This window comes from Streptomyces sp. SCSIO ZS0520, from assembly GCF_025643355.1.
Taxonomy (GTDB): domain Bacteria; phylum Actinomycetota; class Actinomycetes; order Streptomycetales; family Streptomycetaceae; genus Streptomyces; species Streptomyces physcomitrii.
Map to the genome: position 1 here is coordinate 3,061,954 of NZ_CP092644.1, position 15,141 is coordinate 3,077,094.

Consider the following 15,141-nt stretch of genomic DNA (forward strand, 5'->3'; position numbering starts at 1 on the left):
CGCGCCTCAGTTCTTTCCGGGGACGCGCACGAGCGCGACCTCGCCCGCGGACGCCGCCGACGCCAGGGCGGCGGCCTCGTCGGTGCCGACGATGAGGTTCAGCGTCTGGTTGCCGCTGGAGATCTGGCCGTCTTCCTTCTTGCGCAGGCTGTCCACGCGCGCCTGGGCGACGAGCGGGGTGCTACCGCTGGGGGCACCGGCGTCGTCGTCCTTGTCGTTGCTTCCCGCGTCGCTGCCGACGCGGTAGGCGGCGACGATGTCCCCGTCCTTCAACTGGGCCGGGTACTGGCCCTCCTTGAGCGAGAGGCCGACGGACGCCTCGTCGTCGGACAGGCCCTCGTCGGCGGTGAACATCTCGCCCACGGCGAGGGCCCCGGCGGGGATAGCGCTCTCCGCCTTGAGCTTCGCCAGCTTGCCGCGCTGGCTCCACTTCACGTAGTGGATACCGCTGTCCTCGGCGACCATCACATGGGCCGAGTTGCCGCTGTTGACGGAGCCGCCCTGCGGGATGTCCTGGGTGATCTTGACGACCTCGATCCGGTCCCCCGCCTGGAGGACCAGCATGGTGGCACCGAGCGCGCCGACGAGGATGAGCAGCACGGCGAGAGCGGCGAGTGCCGGTTTGCGCTCGCGAGGCGCCGAGGGAAGACGCTCTCCCATGGCCGGTTGGGCCGGTGCGCTGGAGCGGTGGTTACCCGCCCCCGCACGCTCCTGGATCTTCACGCAAAGCTCCCCGCACACCCAAGATGATTTCGGTCAACTCGTACACTTCACACGCACAGCACACAGGCGGAACAGGCCGGGCATTCCCCGCACTTCGTGTCCGCCGGTCCGATCCCGCGACCCGCCGCGTATGTCAAGTCTCCGCACCGTATCAGCAGCACATAAGGCCCTCAAGGCGCATCCGGGCGGCTGTGGACAACCCCGGAAACCCCTTTCGAACCCCGCGTTCCGCACTCGTTCACGCTCCTGGCGGCCAGTTGGTTCCCGGGCACCCGGATCCGGCCACCGCCGACCACCCGGGCGCCCCCTGCGCCACCTGGCGGGACCTGCGGATACACGGCTGCGAAGCCGAGCGGGAACGGGGGCCGGTGCGGGTGGGCGGTCCGGGGGTCGACCGGGCGGCGCCTGGAGCCCTCCCGGCCTCCCCCACCGTCCGATTCATCCCCACTGTCCCTGTACACGCCGGGAGTTGAACCCCCTGTGCGGGTGGTGCGGAAGAGAACACACTCAGTGGCATCGACCCGGGACCGCCGGTTAGCGTCCTGGGGTCGAACCTCACTCGCCCCACCGGGAGACCACTGTGAAGCGCCGCACCCTGCCTGCCGTCGCCGCCTTCGCCTCGGCCGCCGCACTGCTGCTGAGCGCCTGCGGCAGCGATGACGACTCGCCGAAGGAGAAGGATCCGATCGCGGGGGCCGAGACGGGCGACGGGGAGTCGGCCTCCCCGAGCGCCACTGCTTCGAAGGACACGGAGCGCCCTTCGGTTTCGCTCCCTGGTGACGTCAAGAACGTCTTCCAGAACTGGAAAGACACGGACGCGGTTTCCGACGCCGTACTGAGCGACACCAGAGAACGCATCAACGCCACCGACGCCGCCATTACGAACAACGACCCGGAGTCGCCCGCCGTCCCCTTCTATTACGAAGGCAAAGCCCTGCTGGACGCGGCGAAGTGGATCACGGGCTACACCGGCGACAACTACACGTTCACCGGAACCACCCGCTACTTCCTGCCCTCCGTCACAAAGAACGGCAGCACCAAGGCGAGCGTCTCGTACTGCTCGGACGAGACGAAGGTGTTCGACAAGGACCGTAAGACGGAGAAGCTGGACAAGTCCACGCCCAGCGACGACTCCTACGTCTACTACAAGGCCCAGCTGGTCAAGAACAAAACCGGGATCTGGCAGACCACACAGCTCGCCTCTGAACGGGGGAACAAGAAGTGCACGCCGTAACGGCTCGACGCATCCTCGTCTGCGCTGCGCTCGCGGTGGGGTTCACTTCCCTGCCGCTGACCGCGCACGCCGAGAAGAGGCACGGCGGAGACTCGCAGTCGGCAACGCCACAGGGAGAGAAGTCCGACCGCACCCTCGTTTCCCGCATCACGTTCCGTGGCCAGACCGGCGGGCACGGCGGCAAGGGCAACGGAGGCATGCAGCCCGTGGGCAACTGGACGCCTCCCGCCTGCTGGTACGAGCCCTATTCCGCCGACGAATTCGCCAAGGACACCGAGCGCGGCTTCCACATGGTGGCCGACGACCCCCGGCAGCCGAACTACGCGAAGCGCTCGGTAGGCGAGTTCCGCGACATCTACAAAGACGGAAAGTACAAGAACTACAACAAGAGCAAGGGCGACGAAGGCAGTTGGTGGGTGGCGAAACAGGACCCGGACCGCTGGATGGAGGACGCCGCCCAGATGTGCGACCGGCAGCCCTTCTGGGTCAAGAACGGTGACCCGGTGAACGACCCCCATGCCGTCTCGCCCGACATCCTGGCCCAGCTCGCCTACAACCGGATCAAGCTGCCGGACACCAAGGTCACCCTGGCCCCCGCGGGCGCCTCCAAGGTGAATCTCCCGGCATGGGCCTGGCTCGACAAGGCGAAGTTCAAGAAGGTCTCCGTCACCGCCGCGCTGAACGCCCAGGGCGTCGACATCCAAGCCACCACCACCGCCCGCCCCGTCGCCCTCAGACTCGAACCCGGCACCGGCGAGGCCAAGACCTTCCCCGGATCCGGAATCTGCCGTATCAATGACGACGGCTCCATCGGGGAGCCCTATGCCAAGGGCAAGGCAGAGCAGGACCCGCCGTGCGGTGTCGCCTATCTCCGCAAGGGCTCGTACGACCTCAGGGCGACCGTGACGTGGGAAGTGAGCTGGGAGGGAACCGGAGAACCCGGCCCGAACAGGCTGCCCGACGGTGCTTTCGGGGCGGACCAGCAGGTGGTCGTCGAAGAGGTGCAGTCGGTCAACCGCTGAATCGCGCGGAGAACCGCACGAGGAAAGGATTGCCGGAGCAGACGGGGATGTACGGGAGTGCGGACAGGGATGTACGGAGTGGCGTGATGGAGCGGCAAGAGCGCGTGGATCAGGAAGAACCCATGGATCAGGAACAGCGGCTGAAGGCACTCGGCGTAGAAGTCCAGGACGTCATCATGGCGGTGCTGCCCGGCGCTTCGCCTGTTCCCTTTCCGTCACCCAACCCCGAGGAAATCCTCACCCTCACCGCCGTGGACACGGACGATCCGCGCTCCGACGCGGAGATGTTCACCGCGGTGGCCGCCGAAGTCGCCCGGCGGAACTGGGAGATCGACGAGGCCGAGACCCAGGAGTCCGAGGCGTCTCTGTTCGCCGTACGCGCCGGCCTGGGGGCGGGATTCTTCAGCTGCGCCCCCGCGACCGTCGGTTTCGCCGGTTTCCCGGAGGGGTCCGGCCTGTTCTCGGGAGCGGCGGACTCGACGGAGGAGGGCTGAGGGGCGGGCCCTGGCGACCTGGCATCGCCCGGCCTTCCGCGGCTAGGCTCGCAGGAGCAAGGCCACCACCACGCCGCAATGCCAGGCGGAGACAACAGGCACGGAGAGCATATGAGCACCCGCCCGATTCTGCGGATGAGCGCCGCCGTCGCCCTGCTCGGACTGGTCTCGGCGTGCAGTCTCGGTGGGGGCGGGGAATCCGGTTCCGGCGATTCGGGGAAGAAGGGTTCGGGGCCGACCTATCGGCAGGCGATGGACGCCATGTACCCGGACGCGCTGGCCGCGACGAAGGCAGCGGTACCCGGTATCGAGGTGGAGGAATTGCCCGGGGGGAACACGGAGTGCGGCGGCGCGGATGTTCTCGACGGTAAGGACGCCAGCAAGCTGCGGGCTTCCGCCGCCATTCGGATTCCTCTGGAGACCTCCGACACACGCACCTCGCGGGAGCTGGTGAACGCGGTCGCCGATCAGTTGGCCAAGAGGCAGTGGCGCAAGGACCCGTCCGAGCGCACCACTCCGCCGGGCCACGAGGACGGCGCGCTGCTGCAGATGAAGAAGTCGGGCGTGAGGGGTCTCATCGAGATCACGGCCTTTCCCACCCCGGAGGAATCCGGCGAAAAGGGAGAGACCTGGCAGACCCTCCTCACCAATGTGATCACGGACTGCCTGCGCAATCCGGAGTGGAAGGGCTGACCTCGGCCCGCGCAACCGCCGGGCGGCACCCGCTGCCCCAGGCGGCCCATAGCCCACAGACCGCTACGCACCACTACGAACCGCCCTTTTCATCCTTGCGCTTCCCGGCCTCCTTCTCGATGTTCGTGGCCATGGTGTCCAACTTGGTCTTACGCGTCCGGATTTCGCCGCGCACCCGAGTGGCGGTCGGCCCCTGCCAGCGTTCATCCGGCGGCGCTTGCTCGTCGGCGGCGATCTTCTCCGGACCATCCAGCAACTTCCTGACATCTGCGGCCAATTTACGCAGATCCGTCGCGTCTTTCTCTCCCATAACAGGGACCTCCTTGTCCATGAACTGTTACCTGCGTGCCGACTGGCCCCGCTTCTCCGGAAGTTAGGCTACCGGCCATGGGATTGGTATTCGCGGATCCGGACATGCTCGACCGGCTCGCCAAGTCGATGGACTCTCAGGCGGGTTCCATCCCGGGACTCAGGACACGGGCCTCGAACCTCGGAGTGTCGGGTGAGGTCTCCGGGCTCACCGCGCTTGCGAACTGGCTCGGCGACGAGGCACTCGAACTGCGCAAGAAGGCGCGGATTCTGCGGGCGCCTTCGGAGTCACCCTTCGGATCGTTGTCGAAGTTCGGTCTGCCGACCGGTCTTGCGAAGCAGCCTGGTGCGGGTGAGGAATTCGAGTCGGGGCTGAAGAAGGTTCTCGCGGACAAGAAGGATGCCACTCCCCAGGAACGGGCCGCGGCCGTGAAGAGCTATTTCGCCACCCTCAAGCCGGAACAGCAGGCCGCGTTGGCGATCGCCAATCCGGAGCTCGTGGGGAACACCGACGGTGTGCCCGTGAACGTACGGTTCGCCGCGAACCGCATCTCCATCCAGAAGCAGTACGACAAAGAGAAGAAGTATCTCGACGGCCTCTCCGAGACCGATCCCGCTTTCAAGCGGACCAAGACCCGCGTCGAAACCCTCCGCAGCTTCCTCAATCCCCGTATGAAGACGTTCGTCGATCCCAAGACGCATCGTACGGTGACGGAAGAAGTACCCCGGCAGTTCCTCGCGTTCGAGCCCCACGCGGGCTCCGTGGCGGACCCCAAGGCCTCCCCCTTTCCCGATGGCCGGGTCGCGGAGGTCGTCGGTGACCTGGAGAACGCCGAGAACGTCTCCTTCCGGGTTCCGGGGATCACCAACCGGCTGGACAACTTCAACGGGTTCAGCAAAGGCGGCTACGAACTCATGAAGGACGGCAAGACCGAGCGAACCGACACAGCCGTCGTGAGCTGGCTCGGTTACGACACCCCGGAGATCGGCGACTCCGTGGACCCAGCGAAGGCAGAAGACGGCGGCCGGCGGCTCAACGCCTTCCGGCAGGGCATATCCGTGAACCTCAAGTCGGATGCCAAGACGAATATCTTCGCGCACAGCTACGGGACCCTGGTCACCAGCAAGGCCCTGCAGAATGGCCTGACGAACATCGACACCGTCACGTTCATGGGAAGTCCCGGCCTCGGCCCCAATATCCACAAGGTCGCCGATTTCCATATGCCGAACACCAAGTTCTTCGCGATGCGGGCGCCGAAGGACCCCGTCTCGTACACCCAGGGGCATGGTGACGACCCGGCGGACTTCGAGGACATCACCCGTCTCGGCACCGACAAGGCGACCGGGCACTCGATGTACTACGACGAGGGAACCGGTTCGCTCGCCAATCTCCAGTCGATCCTGTTCGGCGGCCAGAAGAAACTCACCTTCACCGACACGACCCTCGACGAGGAGATGGTCGGCGCCGAGGAGATGCGCAAGCTGGTGGGCTTCCTGCACGAGCGGGTGCCCCCCGAAGTCGTCGAGCGCATGGGCGCCGATCTGGATCCGATCGTGCAGAGCCTGGTCAATGGCCGCACGACGTTCAGGGAGATCATCGGGCCGCTGCACGCCGTTCTGAACAAGCACAACATGCTCGACCGGGTGAAGCCCGACGACCTCTTCGACGAGGTCAACTCCCTTGCGAGCGATATCGCGTACAAGCAGGCCTATAAGGCGGCCAAGGACAAGGGAGCACCGGACTGGGTCGCCAAATCCGCCGCACTCGCGGCGAAGGGCGGCTCGACGGGACTGCTCAAGGTGCTGACGTGGCCGGTGGTGAAGGGATTGCAGTTCGACAGGCTGCAGAACAACACGCGCCAGTTCCTCGGAATCCTCAAGAACGGCGGCTCCCGCATGCTGGGGGACGTCCGCGAACTCGGGGGAACCCTGAAGGACGACGGCGGCCGGATCCTGAGCGACGGAAAGGACATGGCCGGCAGTGTCCTGCACACGGGCGGCAACACCGTCTGGGAAATCGGCGACACCCTCGTCCATCCGACGGAGATCGGCGAGAACTTCGACGATGTCGTGGATTCCCTGAAGGGGACGAAGGACACCTTCGTCGAGAAGGGCACGGACATCCTCAACACCACTGATCACGCCTGGAATACGACGGTCGACAAGGGAGGCGATATCATCGACACCGGCGTGGACACCGTGGAGAAGGGCCTGGACAAGGGCAAGGACGTCGTCGATTCCGCCGTCGACTTCGTGAACCCCTTCTGAGGGGCCCCGATCGGACCTGATCGGCCCCGATCGGCTCCGACAGGCGTTCTGGTGGAATTCCCTCATCGTCATTCCGGACAATCAGTTGGAGCGCAGCGTGACGCAGCAACAGCCCAAGGACCGGCTCGTGGACGAGGTCAAGTCGGCGATCAGCAGCGTCATGCCCGGCGCCACCCTCATGGACCTCCCCTCGCCGCTGGCCAGGGAAGTGGTCTCGATCACCGCCTTCGACGCCGAGGACAAACGCACGGCGACCGAACTGCTCGACGCCTTCGCCGCCCACCTCGGCGGCAGCGGCTGGGCCGTCGAGCCGGACCGGGAGGCCGCCGAGCCGACCCTGCACGCCGTACGGGAGGGCGTCGGCGGCGGGGCCTTCAGCTGCCAGCCCGCGGCCGTATCCTTCAGCGGCCTGCCGGAGTCCGGCTGAGACCCCCGACCGCCGGACCAGGAACCGCACCCACCCCAGAGCCCAGCCGACCGAGGACGACAGCGCACCGATGAAGACCGAAGACGCACAGCAGCTGATCTCGGCGGAGATCCGGGACGCCATCAAGACCGCCACGCCGCGGGCTGTCCACCCCGACGACGAATTCGGCTCTCCCGAGCCCGGATCGGTCCGTATCGCGGGCTGGGACCCCGAGGAGACCCGCTCCAACGAGGCGCTCCTGAAGCGCTGTTGCGCCCGCCTGGTGGAACAGGGCTGGCAGGTCTTCCCCGACGCCATGACGGACAGCGAGGACCGCTCGGCCCTGGCGATCAGGACGGGCGTCACCCTCGGCAGACTGACCGCGGCCGACCAGGGCCTGACTTTCATCGGCGATCTGACCCTCGGGGGCTAGCGATCGGGCCTCACCGCGGGCCACTCCCCCACCCGGCGGGCGGGCGCCGTCCCTGTCTCGCGGCGTCAGCTGCCCTGTTCGTAGGAGCGCGCCTCAGCCCCCGCGACTCTCTCCGGCTCCTTGCGGATCGCCGCGTCGAGCAACGGCAGGAGCCCGTCGACCTGCTCTCGCAGGCGTCGATCCCGCCCGCCCAACTCCCGTTGCCAGCTACGAGCGTTCCTGCCCACCCATACCTTGTCACCCGCCATGTCGGCGTGCGCACTCCGGAGCGCTGAACGGAGCGTCTCCACTTCTCTGGCCAGATCACGGCGGAGCCTTTCCAGCTCCGCGCGGCGGGGGTTGGGCACCTCACGGGCGCCTTCGATCATGCTTCACCCTCCAGGAGGCAGCAAGGTTTCGCTCGCGCTCTGCCGATGTGCCTTCATGCCTGCCTACGGAGGAGCCGACGAGCTTCGGGGGCGGCGGGACGTCAACTTGGCTCTCCGCCACCCCGTTCGGGTGCGATCCACCTTCGATGATTACACATTGCGATCGACACATCCCTGTCGGTAGTGTCCTGAAGGTGTGGAAGCAACCGATCCCGACCGGCAGACAAGAGGCCCTGCTGGTACTGCCCACCCTGAGCGGAGAGCTTTCCTCCGGGGGTGCTCCGGGGAATGACCGGTGCCTCGACCTGATGCTGCTGCCCGCCGAGATTGACGGGCAGGAGGAACGGCTGGTGGCGCTCGCCTTCACTCGCCTCGCTCTGCTGGTTGAGGCCATGGGGACCGAGCAAACCTGGGTGGTCGTCCCGGCGCACTCCCTCGGACCGGTGCTCGAGGGATCCGGAGTTCTGGGCATCCTGGTGGATCCCGCACCGGCCTGGAGCGCCAGCGCCGTCGATCCGGACCGCGCCGCTGCCGGGGTGCCGGCAGTATCCGGGGTCTCCGCGGTATCCGCACATGGTTGACGCCGACTTCTCCGGCATCAATCCGCACCGGCTGGCACGGATGATCGGGGCACTCGACGACGCCGAGGCGAAGCTCCACGGGGCGAAGGCCAGGTACCTCGCCAAGTTCGAAAGGCACGGCGTCAGCACGGCTGCCCTCACCGAGCTGGGCCGGATCGCTCAGTGGATCGACGACGAACTCCCCATGCTGCGCCGCCGCCAGGCTCTCGCCGCGGCCATGGAGAACGAGCGGGACGGCGGCCCACGCGTGGCGATGGTCCGGATCCATGAGCCGGTCGCCACCGCCCGCCAGGCCCGCGACGACGGCCGTCAACTGGCCGTGTCCGCCGGGGAAGCGGCGGATCTGGCGCCCGGCGCGGCCGGGAGCGCCTTCCACCGCATCGCCGAGACACTGGCCGTACGCGGGAGTGATCCCGACTTCGCCTCCGCGTTCTTCGCGCGGATGAGTCCGGAGCTGGCCCGGAACCTGGCCGTGATCGTGGCCGCCACCGGAAGCGCAACAGCAGAGGACGACGTCAGGGCATTCGGTGCGGCCTTCACCACGGCGGTCCGTGCCGAGGTGCCCGCGCCCGGGTTCACCAGCACGCTCGGCCTCTTCCACGAGGATCTTCCCGAGAACGACCCGGGTGCCGTGTTCAACCGGGCCCTCATGCAGGGGGACGACCCTGAACTCTGGGCGCTCGCCTGGCATCACACGCGGACAGCCGCCGGGAAGCTGCTGGACCCGAACGACACCTGGCCCGATTCCGTGGGGCTGCTCGCGGGTGTCGTCGGGATTCAAGGTCAGATCGCCGAGGGCTTCTTCGAGGAGGCCGAGCGGTTCAGCCAGGAAGCGGCCGACCTGTACCTCCGGCGCGTGGCCGCGGTCGGCAATGCCGCGAAGCGCGAGCTGAAGAACAGGACCAAGCAGACCGCCAGAGCGAGCAGGCTCCGGGCGGGCGAAGCGGAGCGCATCCTCGCGCGGCACGGGCTGGGCTCCTTTTCCCGCTTCATGGAGGCCTCGGTCGCCGACGTCGGCAGCTGGGCCGTACGGAGACTGCCGGGCCTGCGTCTTGCCGTCCCCGGCGGGGCGTTCGGCAGCATGCTGCGCTTCGGCGGCAGAGCTCCGGTGGTGGGGACGGTGCTGACCCTCGGGGGCGCCGCCTGGGACATCGGACACGGCGAGGAGAAGGACGTGGTCCTCGTCTCAAGTGCCGGTGGCGTCGCGGGTGGTGCCCTCGGCTCTTGGGCCGCGGTGACGCTGGTCGCCACCGCAGGCGGCCCGGTGGGATGGGGGATCGCGGCGGGGGTGGCTGCGGGGTTCGGGACGGGGTACGCCGTTTCCTACGCGGCCAAAACAGAGACGGGGCGACAGCTCGCCGATGCGGTGAGTGAAGGAGTACGCGAAGCCGGGGACACGCTGGAGAATGCCGCCGCTGCGACCGGGCGAAAGATCTCTGGATGGCTCACATGAATACGCAAGGGCAGATCTCGGACCGAGCCCGCTCCATGCCCAGACTTCCCTCCTGGCGAGCGATTCTCGTGTTCCTCATCGGTTTCCTCGTCATGTTCGGCATCCTGCTTGCTTACATGGTGCAGGCCGCTTCTCTGGTCTCCCAACTCCGAGACCGAGGCGTCACCACCCTCGGCGTGGTCAAGTCCGTTGACAACAAACCCAAATATCTCGAAGTCGAATACCGTACCGACTCCGGGAAGGAGCTTGTCCGGTTGAAGGAAATCGCCGGAATGCTCCCCGAAGCTGCCCCCGGCGATTCCCTGCTGATCACCTACGACCCGCAGCACCCCGCCACCGCACTCTCCCGCGCGTGGGTGGAAGAGCCTCCCTACCTCAGCCTGCCGATCCTCGGCACCGCTCTCGTCGCTGCGTTCTTCCTGGTCGGTGGCGGCTTCCTCGCCGTACGGCGAAGGCAACTGCTGCGCTCCAGCGCCCCGTCCGCGCCGACATCCCGAGCCCTGCCCACCGCTGGAGTCCGCCTGCGCAAGTGACGTGCCGGCCCGGACTCGGCGGGACGGGCGCCCCCGTAGCATTGCCCGCAGATCTCACAGGCAGGGAGCCCTCGCATGGCCTTCGGCAGGAAGCCGCCCCCTGAGCCCCCGGTCGAGCCGGTCGACTGGGTGCGGGTGCGCCAGTTCAGCGTCGGCACGGTGGAGCGGCCCGCGACGGCCAAGCGCAAGCGGGTGGGCTGGGGGCCGAGCGCGGTACGGGTGCCCAAGGGCGGCAAGGACCACCGCGTGCTCGCTCCCTGCGCCTGGCTCGGGGACTCCGCGCAGCACGGTCTGCCCTCCGCGCCGCGGCTGACCCTCTTCGCTGACCCCGAGCGGACACGGCTGCTGTGCTACGTCGAGGAAGGCGTGGACGTCGCGGGGGAACAGCACTTCGCCGTACGCGACGGAGACGGCGGGCACATCGGCACCCTGAAGCGGATACCGCCCAAGCGCCCCTTCCGGCACACCTGGCGCATCGAGCAGCCGGGGCACCCGGAGATCACCGGCCGCAACGAATGGCTGAGCGGCGACGCCAAGGAGATCGCGGGCCACGCGGCGGGCCGCGCCTTCTCGCTCGCCCTCGACGCGGTCACCAGCTTCGGCAACGAGGGCGGCGACCAGCCCGAGAAGCGGCGGCCGCTGCAGTGGCGCGCGGAGGACAAGGTCGTCATGGAATCCGAAGGCAGCAAGACGGTCACCGTGAAGGCCGACTGGGTCGACCGCCGACTGGCCTTCGCCTTCGCCCTGGTCGGCGACGACTGACGGCCGGAGGTCGAGGGCCGGCCGATCGCCTACGAGCAACGGCTGACGGCTGACGGCTGACGGCTGACGGCTGACGGGGGCGCCATGACCTTCCCCGCCCGGTGGCATTCAGGTCGGAACCGTCGAGTCGTCAGACCGTTCCTTCGGTGGCCCGAGCGAGAACAAGGGGAGGCGGAGCGTGAGGTTCGGTGGATCCAGGGGTGCCGAAGAGCCGCCGGTGGCGGTCGTGGGGTGGGCCGATGCCTGGGAGTTCGCTCTCGGTACCGAGGAGCGTCCTGCGTACGGCAGGCGCAAGAAGGCGGTACACGGGCCGCGGGCCTTCCGGGTGCCGAGCGGCGGACGCGAGCAGCGGGTCTTCGCTCCCTGCGCGTTCCTGCCGGAAAAGGACCGGGCCAAGGGCCAGGATCTCCGAATCTACGAGGACCCGGGACTCACCTCACTGCTGTGCACGGTCGGCGCGGCCGAGTCGGCGGAGGGGATGCGCTCCTTCCCGGTACGCGACGCGGCGGGAGCCGAGGTGGGTCGCGTACGGACCGCCGCTGCGCTGCGCAAGGCCCTCAACCCGGCCTGGTTCCTCGATCAGCCCGGGCACCCGGAGGTCGCCGGCAGGCACGACTGGGCCGAGGGTTCCGCCGGCGATGTCGCCTGGCGCGGCGCGAGCAAGGCAGCCTCGGCGTTTCTCAGCCGGGTCGCGATCTTCGGCGAGGAAGAGGGCGACCACGTCGCGCCGCGCGGTCCGCGGGAATGGCGGGCCGACGGCGAACTGGTCATGGCCTCCGCCGAGAACCGCCGATTCCTGCTGCACGCGGCCTGGCTCGACCGCCGCCTCGTCTTCGCGTACGCCCTCTTGCGCTCCCGGCGCTGACCCCTCCCTGACCTCTGTATCTGCTGTGATCTCGACTATGGTGAGGAGGTCTCGGGGAGCACAGGGGGGATCAAGATGAGGACTGCCAACCCGGATCATCTGGACCAGCTGGCGAAATTCCTCGACGGCAGGGGCGGCGTCCAGGACAAACTCGACGAGGCCTTTACGCGGGCCTCCCGGCTCGGTGTCTCCGAGAAGTTGAGCACCCTCAAACCCATGCGCTCCTGGGTACGGGAAACCGCTCCCGATTTGCGCAAGCGTGCCATTTTCGCGCGGCTGGAGAGCGGCGACCCTGTTGCCGGACTGCTCTGGGCCGGGTTCAGCGAGAAGGATCTGGCGAAGTTCAAGAAGGAGGGGCTCCGTCCGGATCAGATGTTGCTCGCCAACTCCGTGGCGGCGAGCAACGACCCCAATGCCTCGACCTTCAAGCGCAAGAAGGACGAGACGCTTTCGGAGTGGATGCAGCGGCTGGAGGCCCACGCCGTCGCCAAGATCCCCGGTCTGGAGCCGCACGAGGAGACGATCGCCACCGTCATCGGGCTGGTCGGGGACTGGGGAGCGGTCAGCGCGGCCTCGGCTGTGGTCACCGTCCAGGGCGCCACGCTGACCAAGATCCTGGTGGGCAATTCGCTGCAGAAGGGCGCGGTCCGCGCCTGGAAGATCCGGGTGGGCAGTGTGCTGCGCGGGTCGAAGAGCGGTCTGATCCGCAATGCGGGCAACGGACTGGTGAAATGGGCTCCCAAGATCCGTTCCCTCAGCGCACCGGGCAGCTGGCTTCCCGGCCAGCTGGGCAACCTGCTGGCCCGGAGCTCCACCTACCAGAACATCACCCGCGTCCCGCTGACCGCCGGTGTGCGGGGCGACCTCATCGGCAACGGCTACAACGCGGCCCGGCGCATGGGCTTCATGCGCAACCTCGGCGCCAACAAGGCCATCGACTTCATCGTCGGCTCCGACAAGATCGCCGCTCGGTACGGTGGGCTGACGCACGCGGGGCAGGTGCCCGGACGCGCGGCCAACGCCAGCCTGCTGAAGGTGGGCGGCAACATCTTCAGCAGGGCCCGCGGGCTGAACTTCAGCCGGGCCGCGTCCGTCGGCAAGGCCTTCGCGGGGGCGGGGAAAGCCGCGGGCCTCCTCCGCGGCGCCGGTGTGGTCGGCGGTGTCGTCTCCACCGGTGTCAGCGCCGCCAACGTCATCGACCAGACGATCCGGGCGGGCGGCCCGGTCAACGCCTTCAAGAAGCGGGGCGCCGGCTATGTCGCGGACGTGGCCGAGGTCGGCTTCAACGCCTCGCTCACCGCGGCGATGGTCGCCCCGAACCCGGTGACGATCGGCCTCGCCGTCGGCACCGGCCTCATCTACGGCGGCGCCAAGGTCGTCGAGCACTGGGACGACATCAAGGCGGGCGCGGGCAAGGCCGTCGACTGGACCAAGGACAAGGCGAAGGACATCGGCAAGGGCATCGCCGACGGCGCGAAGAGCGTGGCGAAGAAGGCGAACCCGGCGAACTGGTTCTAGCTGTCGGCGCCGCCCGCGCTCATCTCACGTGCGGCGCCCCGCAGTTGACAGGAGGCGGCATCGCGCAGGCGACCGCGGCGAACCCGCCCGGCCGCCCGCCTCAGCCTTGCCCGGCCGCTCGCCCCAACCCTGTTCAGCCGCGCGCCTCGGGGCTGTCCTCGCTGAGGAAGAGGTCCTCCTTGTCCGGCAGCAGATCGGTGACCCGGTCCCAGACCTGTCCCGGGGTGGTCAGGGCCACCACCAGCGCGCTGTCCGGGCCGACCTGGCCCGAGACGATCGGCTCCTCGGGCTGTTCGCGGATCCAGTAGCCCTCCGGTCCGCAGTCCCAGACCGCCAACGCCCGTACCATCGCGGTGCGTTCGCCCTCGTGGTCGCCGTCCCAGGCCGTGGTGACGCGCCAGGTGGCGTTGAGGGCGAGGACGAGGTCGAGCAGCCGGTCGAGGCCGGGGCCGGTCAGCTCGGGATCAGCGGTGGCGAGGGCGGTACGGACCGCCGCCCGGACGGCCTCCTCGTCCCCGTCCGCCGCGTCGACGGCGACGAAGGCGGCGTCCAGGGCCGCCATGGTGGTGGCGATCCAGGTGACGGCGGGCTCCTCCGTCCAGGGCTCGCCCCGGTGCAGGTTGACCTTGCGGGCCAGCTCCCAGACCAGGGTGCTCGGCTCGATCGAGACGAACTCCGACTCCTCCTCGCCCGGCCAGCCGTCGTACGAGATGACGGCTTCCTGGCCGACCGCGACGCCGTGCTCCACGGGCCCGTGCGCGCCGGTGACCTCCACGCTGATCATCACCAGCGGCTCCGCGATCGCCCCGAGCAGCTCGCGCAGGACCGGAGCCAGCTCGCCCTCCTCGCCCACCAGGCCGATGCGCTGCAACTCGACCAGGGATTCCCAGAGTTCCTCGGGCGGCGTCTGACCGTCGACGAGGTGCGCGAAGACGGCGATGTGCCGGTCCGCCAACCGGAATCGGGCGCGTGAGCTGTCGTACGAGGGCACGTGAGCGGTTTCCTCTCGGTGAAGTGACGTGCTGCCGGGGTCACTTCTTCTTCGGGTCGTTGAGATCCTTGGCGTCCTGGCTGCACTTGTGCGCCTCGTCACGGAGGGATTTGGCGACCGCCGCGCAGGTGGTGTGCCAGCTCTTCAGCTTGCCCCGTACATTGTCTGCATTCGGTCCCGACCAGGACTTCATGGTGACGGTGCTGTGCCTTTTCGGTGAATCGACCAGCGAATCTATGTGGTCCGCGAGCGAACGCAACTGCGCAGCGCGCTGGTTGAGTTCCTGTATGTCTGGATTCGCCATATCGGCCTCCCCCGTTCTTCCAGGAACGCCAGCATAACGGGGCGCCCACCGACCGGATCGGCGTGGTGGCGAGCCGTATCGATATCGTCTCCCGCCTGCGACGATCGCCGAATCCGAGGCAGGTTCCGGGAACCACGGGCGGTGCGGTAGCGTCCCCTGAGGCAAACGGGAGGTCCGTTTGACT

At 68.1% G+C, this 15,141-nt stretch carries 18 protein-coding genes; 13 read left to right on the plus strand and 5 right to left on the minus strand.

The features are described 5' to 3' along the window. Positions 1–6: 6 nt before the first annotated feature. The gene (locus MID12_RS11535; RefSeq protein ID WP_040249655.1) at positions 7–723 is read right to left on the minus strand and encodes a hypothetical protein; all 717 of its coding nucleotides are present in this window, start codon (positions 721–723) and stop codon (positions 7–9) included. A 580-nt stretch (positions 724–1,303) separates the two neighbouring features. Between MID12_RS11535 and MID12_RS11540 the strand changes: the two genes are divergently transcribed. The 4 genes from MID12_RS11540 (at position 1,304) to MID12_RS11555 (ending at position 4,166) form a co-directional block, all read left to right on the plus strand. Beyond that, positions 1,304–1,957, plus strand: coding sequence for a hypothetical protein (locus MID12_RS11540; protein ID WP_040249658.1), 654 nt, complete (start codon positions 1,304–1,306; stop codon positions 1,955–1,957). A gap of 197 nt (positions 1,958–2,154) precedes the next feature. Beyond that, positions 2,155–2,979: a hypothetical protein gene (locus MID12_RS11545; RefSeq protein ID WP_263166672.1), complete on the plus strand. Its 825-nt coding sequence runs from the start codon at positions 2,155–2,157 to the stop codon at positions 2,977–2,979. A 122-nt stretch (positions 2,980–3,101) separates the two neighbouring features. Then, complete coding sequence (locus MID12_RS11550; protein ID WP_263166675.1) at positions 3,102–3,473, plus strand: hypothetical protein; 372 nt, start codon at positions 3,102–3,104, stop codon at positions 3,471–3,473. A 111-nt stretch (positions 3,474–3,584) separates the two neighbouring features. After that, positions 3,585–4,166, plus strand: coding sequence for a hypothetical protein (locus MID12_RS11555; protein WP_263166677.1), 582 nt, complete (start codon positions 3,585–3,587; stop codon positions 4,164–4,166). Between the two features lie 73 nt (positions 4,167–4,239). On the opposite strand, the gene MID12_RS11560 is transcribed toward MID12_RS11555, so the two are convergent. Continuing rightward, positions 4,240–4,497 (minus strand): hypothetical protein, encoded by a 258-nt coding sequence (locus tag MID12_RS11560; protein WP_263166679.1) that lies wholly within the window; start codon positions 4,495–4,497, stop codon positions 4,240–4,242. A gap of 56 nt (positions 4,498–4,553) precedes the next feature. Here MID12_RS11560 and MID12_RS11565 point away from each other — a divergent pair, with 56 nt between their 5' ends. The 3 genes from MID12_RS11565 (at position 4,554) to MID12_RS11575 (ending at position 7,582) form a co-directional block, all read left to right on the plus strand. Then, complete coding sequence (locus tag MID12_RS11565) at positions 4,554–6,743, plus strand: alpha/beta hydrolase family protein (RefSeq protein WP_263166682.1); 2,190 nt, start codon at positions 4,554–4,556, stop codon at positions 6,741–6,743. A 97-nt stretch (positions 6,744–6,840) separates the two neighbouring features. Further along, positions 6,841–7,170, plus strand: a complete 330-nt coding sequence (locus MID12_RS11570; protein WP_263166685.1) for a hypothetical protein — start codon at positions 6,841–6,843, stop codon at positions 7,168–7,170. A gap of 70 nt (positions 7,171–7,240) precedes the next feature. Next, positions 7,241–7,582 (plus strand): hypothetical protein, encoded by a 342-nt coding sequence (locus MID12_RS11575; RefSeq protein ID WP_263166687.1) that lies wholly within the window; start codon positions 7,241–7,243, stop codon positions 7,580–7,582. 65 nt (positions 7,583–7,647) lie between these two features. On the opposite strand, the gene MID12_RS11580 is transcribed toward MID12_RS11575, so the two are convergent. After that, positions 7,648–7,950: a hypothetical protein gene (locus MID12_RS11580; protein ID WP_263166690.1), complete on the minus strand. Its 303-nt coding sequence runs from the start codon at positions 7,948–7,950 to the stop codon at positions 7,648–7,650. A 194-nt stretch (positions 7,951–8,144) separates the two neighbouring features. Here MID12_RS11580 and MID12_RS11585 point away from each other — a divergent pair, with 194 nt between their 5' ends. The 6 genes from MID12_RS11585 to MID12_RS11610 all read left to right on the plus strand — a co-directional run bounded on the left by MID12_RS11585 (position 8,145) and on the right by MID12_RS11610 (position 13,662). Further along, a complete protein-coding gene (locus MID12_RS11585) occupies positions 8,145–8,531 on the plus strand; it encodes an SAV_915 family protein (RefSeq protein ID WP_263166692.1) in 387 nt (128 codons plus the stop codon). Continuing rightward, on the plus strand, positions 8,524–9,984 hold the full coding sequence (locus tag MID12_RS11590) for a hypothetical protein (RefSeq protein ID WP_263166695.1): 1,461 nt from the start codon (positions 8,524–8,526) through the stop codon (positions 9,982–9,984). Before MID12_RS11585 ends, MID12_RS11590 begins: the two co-directional genes overlap by 8 nt. Further along, positions 9,972–10,517 carry a DUF3592 domain-containing protein gene (locus tag MID12_RS11595; protein ID WP_263166698.1) on the plus strand — a complete coding sequence of 182 codons (546 nt, stop codon included), beginning with the start codon at positions 9,972–9,974 and terminating at the stop codon, positions 10,515–10,517. Before MID12_RS11590 ends, MID12_RS11595 begins: the two co-directional genes overlap by 13 nt. Positions 10,518–10,592: 75 nt before the next feature. Then, positions 10,593–11,279, plus strand: coding sequence for a hypothetical protein (locus MID12_RS11600; protein WP_263166700.1), 687 nt, complete (start codon positions 10,593–10,595; stop codon positions 11,277–11,279). Positions 11,280–11,496: 217 nt separating this feature from the next. Then, a complete protein-coding gene (locus MID12_RS11605) occupies positions 11,497–12,144 on the plus strand; it encodes a hypothetical protein (RefSeq protein WP_263166702.1) in 648 nt (215 codons plus the stop codon). Positions 12,145–12,219: 75 nt separating this feature from the next. After that, on the plus strand, positions 12,220–13,662 hold the full coding sequence (locus tag MID12_RS11610; protein WP_263166704.1) for a PE-PGRS family protein: 1,443 nt from the start codon (positions 12,220–12,222) through the stop codon (positions 13,660–13,662). 133 nt (positions 13,663–13,795) lie between these two features. Here MID12_RS11610 and MID12_RS11615 read toward each other — a convergent pair whose 3' ends face one another. Together MID12_RS11615 and MID12_RS11620 are read right to left on the minus strand one after the other, a co-directional pair. Continuing rightward, complete coding sequence (locus tag MID12_RS11615) at positions 13,796–14,653, minus strand: hypothetical protein (protein WP_263166706.1); 858 nt, start codon at positions 14,651–14,653, stop codon at positions 13,796–13,798. A 40-nt stretch (positions 14,654–14,693) separates the two neighbouring features. After that, positions 14,694–14,957: a WXG100 family type VII secretion target gene (locus MID12_RS11620; protein WP_263166708.1), complete on the minus strand. Its 264-nt coding sequence runs from the start codon at positions 14,955–14,957 to the stop codon at positions 14,694–14,696. Positions 14,958–15,141: the final 184 nt, after the last annotated feature.

Coding starts and splice junctions, on each gene's coding strand:
- MID12_RS11550 (WP_263166675.1), top strand. CDS start 3,102: ATGGATCAGGAACAGCGGCTGAAGGCACTCGGCGTAGAAGTCCAGGAC.
- MID12_RS11610 (WP_263166704.1), top strand. CDS start 12,220: ATGAGGACTGCCAACCCGGATCATCTGGACCAGCTGGCGAAATTCCTC.
- MID12_RS11555 (WP_263166677.1), top strand. CDS start 3,585: ATGAGCACCCGCCCGATTCTGCGGATGAGCGCCGCCGTCGCCCTGCTC.
- MID12_RS11560 (WP_263166679.1), bottom strand. CDS start 4,497: ATGGACAAGGAGGTCCCTGTTATGGGAGAGAAAGACGCGACGGATCTG.
- MID12_RS11590 (WP_263166695.1), top strand. CDS start 8,524: ATGGTTGACGCCGACTTCTCCGGCATCAATCCGCACCGGCTGGCACGG.
- MID12_RS11620 (WP_263166708.1), bottom strand. CDS start 14,957: ATGGCGAATCCAGACATACAGGAACTCAACCAGCGCGCTGCGCAGTTG.
- MID12_RS11600 (WP_263166700.1), top strand. CDS start 10,593: ATGGCCTTCGGCAGGAAGCCGCCCCCTGAGCCCCCGGTCGAGCCGGTC.
- MID12_RS11595 (WP_263166698.1), top strand. CDS start 9,972: ATGGCTCACATGAATACGCAAGGGCAGATCTCGGACCGAGCCCGCTCC.
- MID12_RS11565 (WP_263166682.1), top strand. CDS start 4,554: ATGGGATTGGTATTCGCGGATCCGGACATGCTCGACCGGCTCGCCAAG.
- MID12_RS11545 (WP_263166672.1), top strand. CDS start 2,155: ATGCAGCCCGTGGGCAACTGGACGCCTCCCGCCTGCTGGTACGAGCCC.
- MID12_RS11580 (WP_263166690.1), bottom strand. CDS start 7,950: ATGATCGAAGGCGCCCGTGAGGTGCCCAACCCCCGCCGCGCGGAGCTG.
- MID12_RS11575 (WP_263166687.1), top strand. CDS start 7,241: ATGAAGACCGAAGACGCACAGCAGCTGATCTCGGCGGAGATCCGGGAC.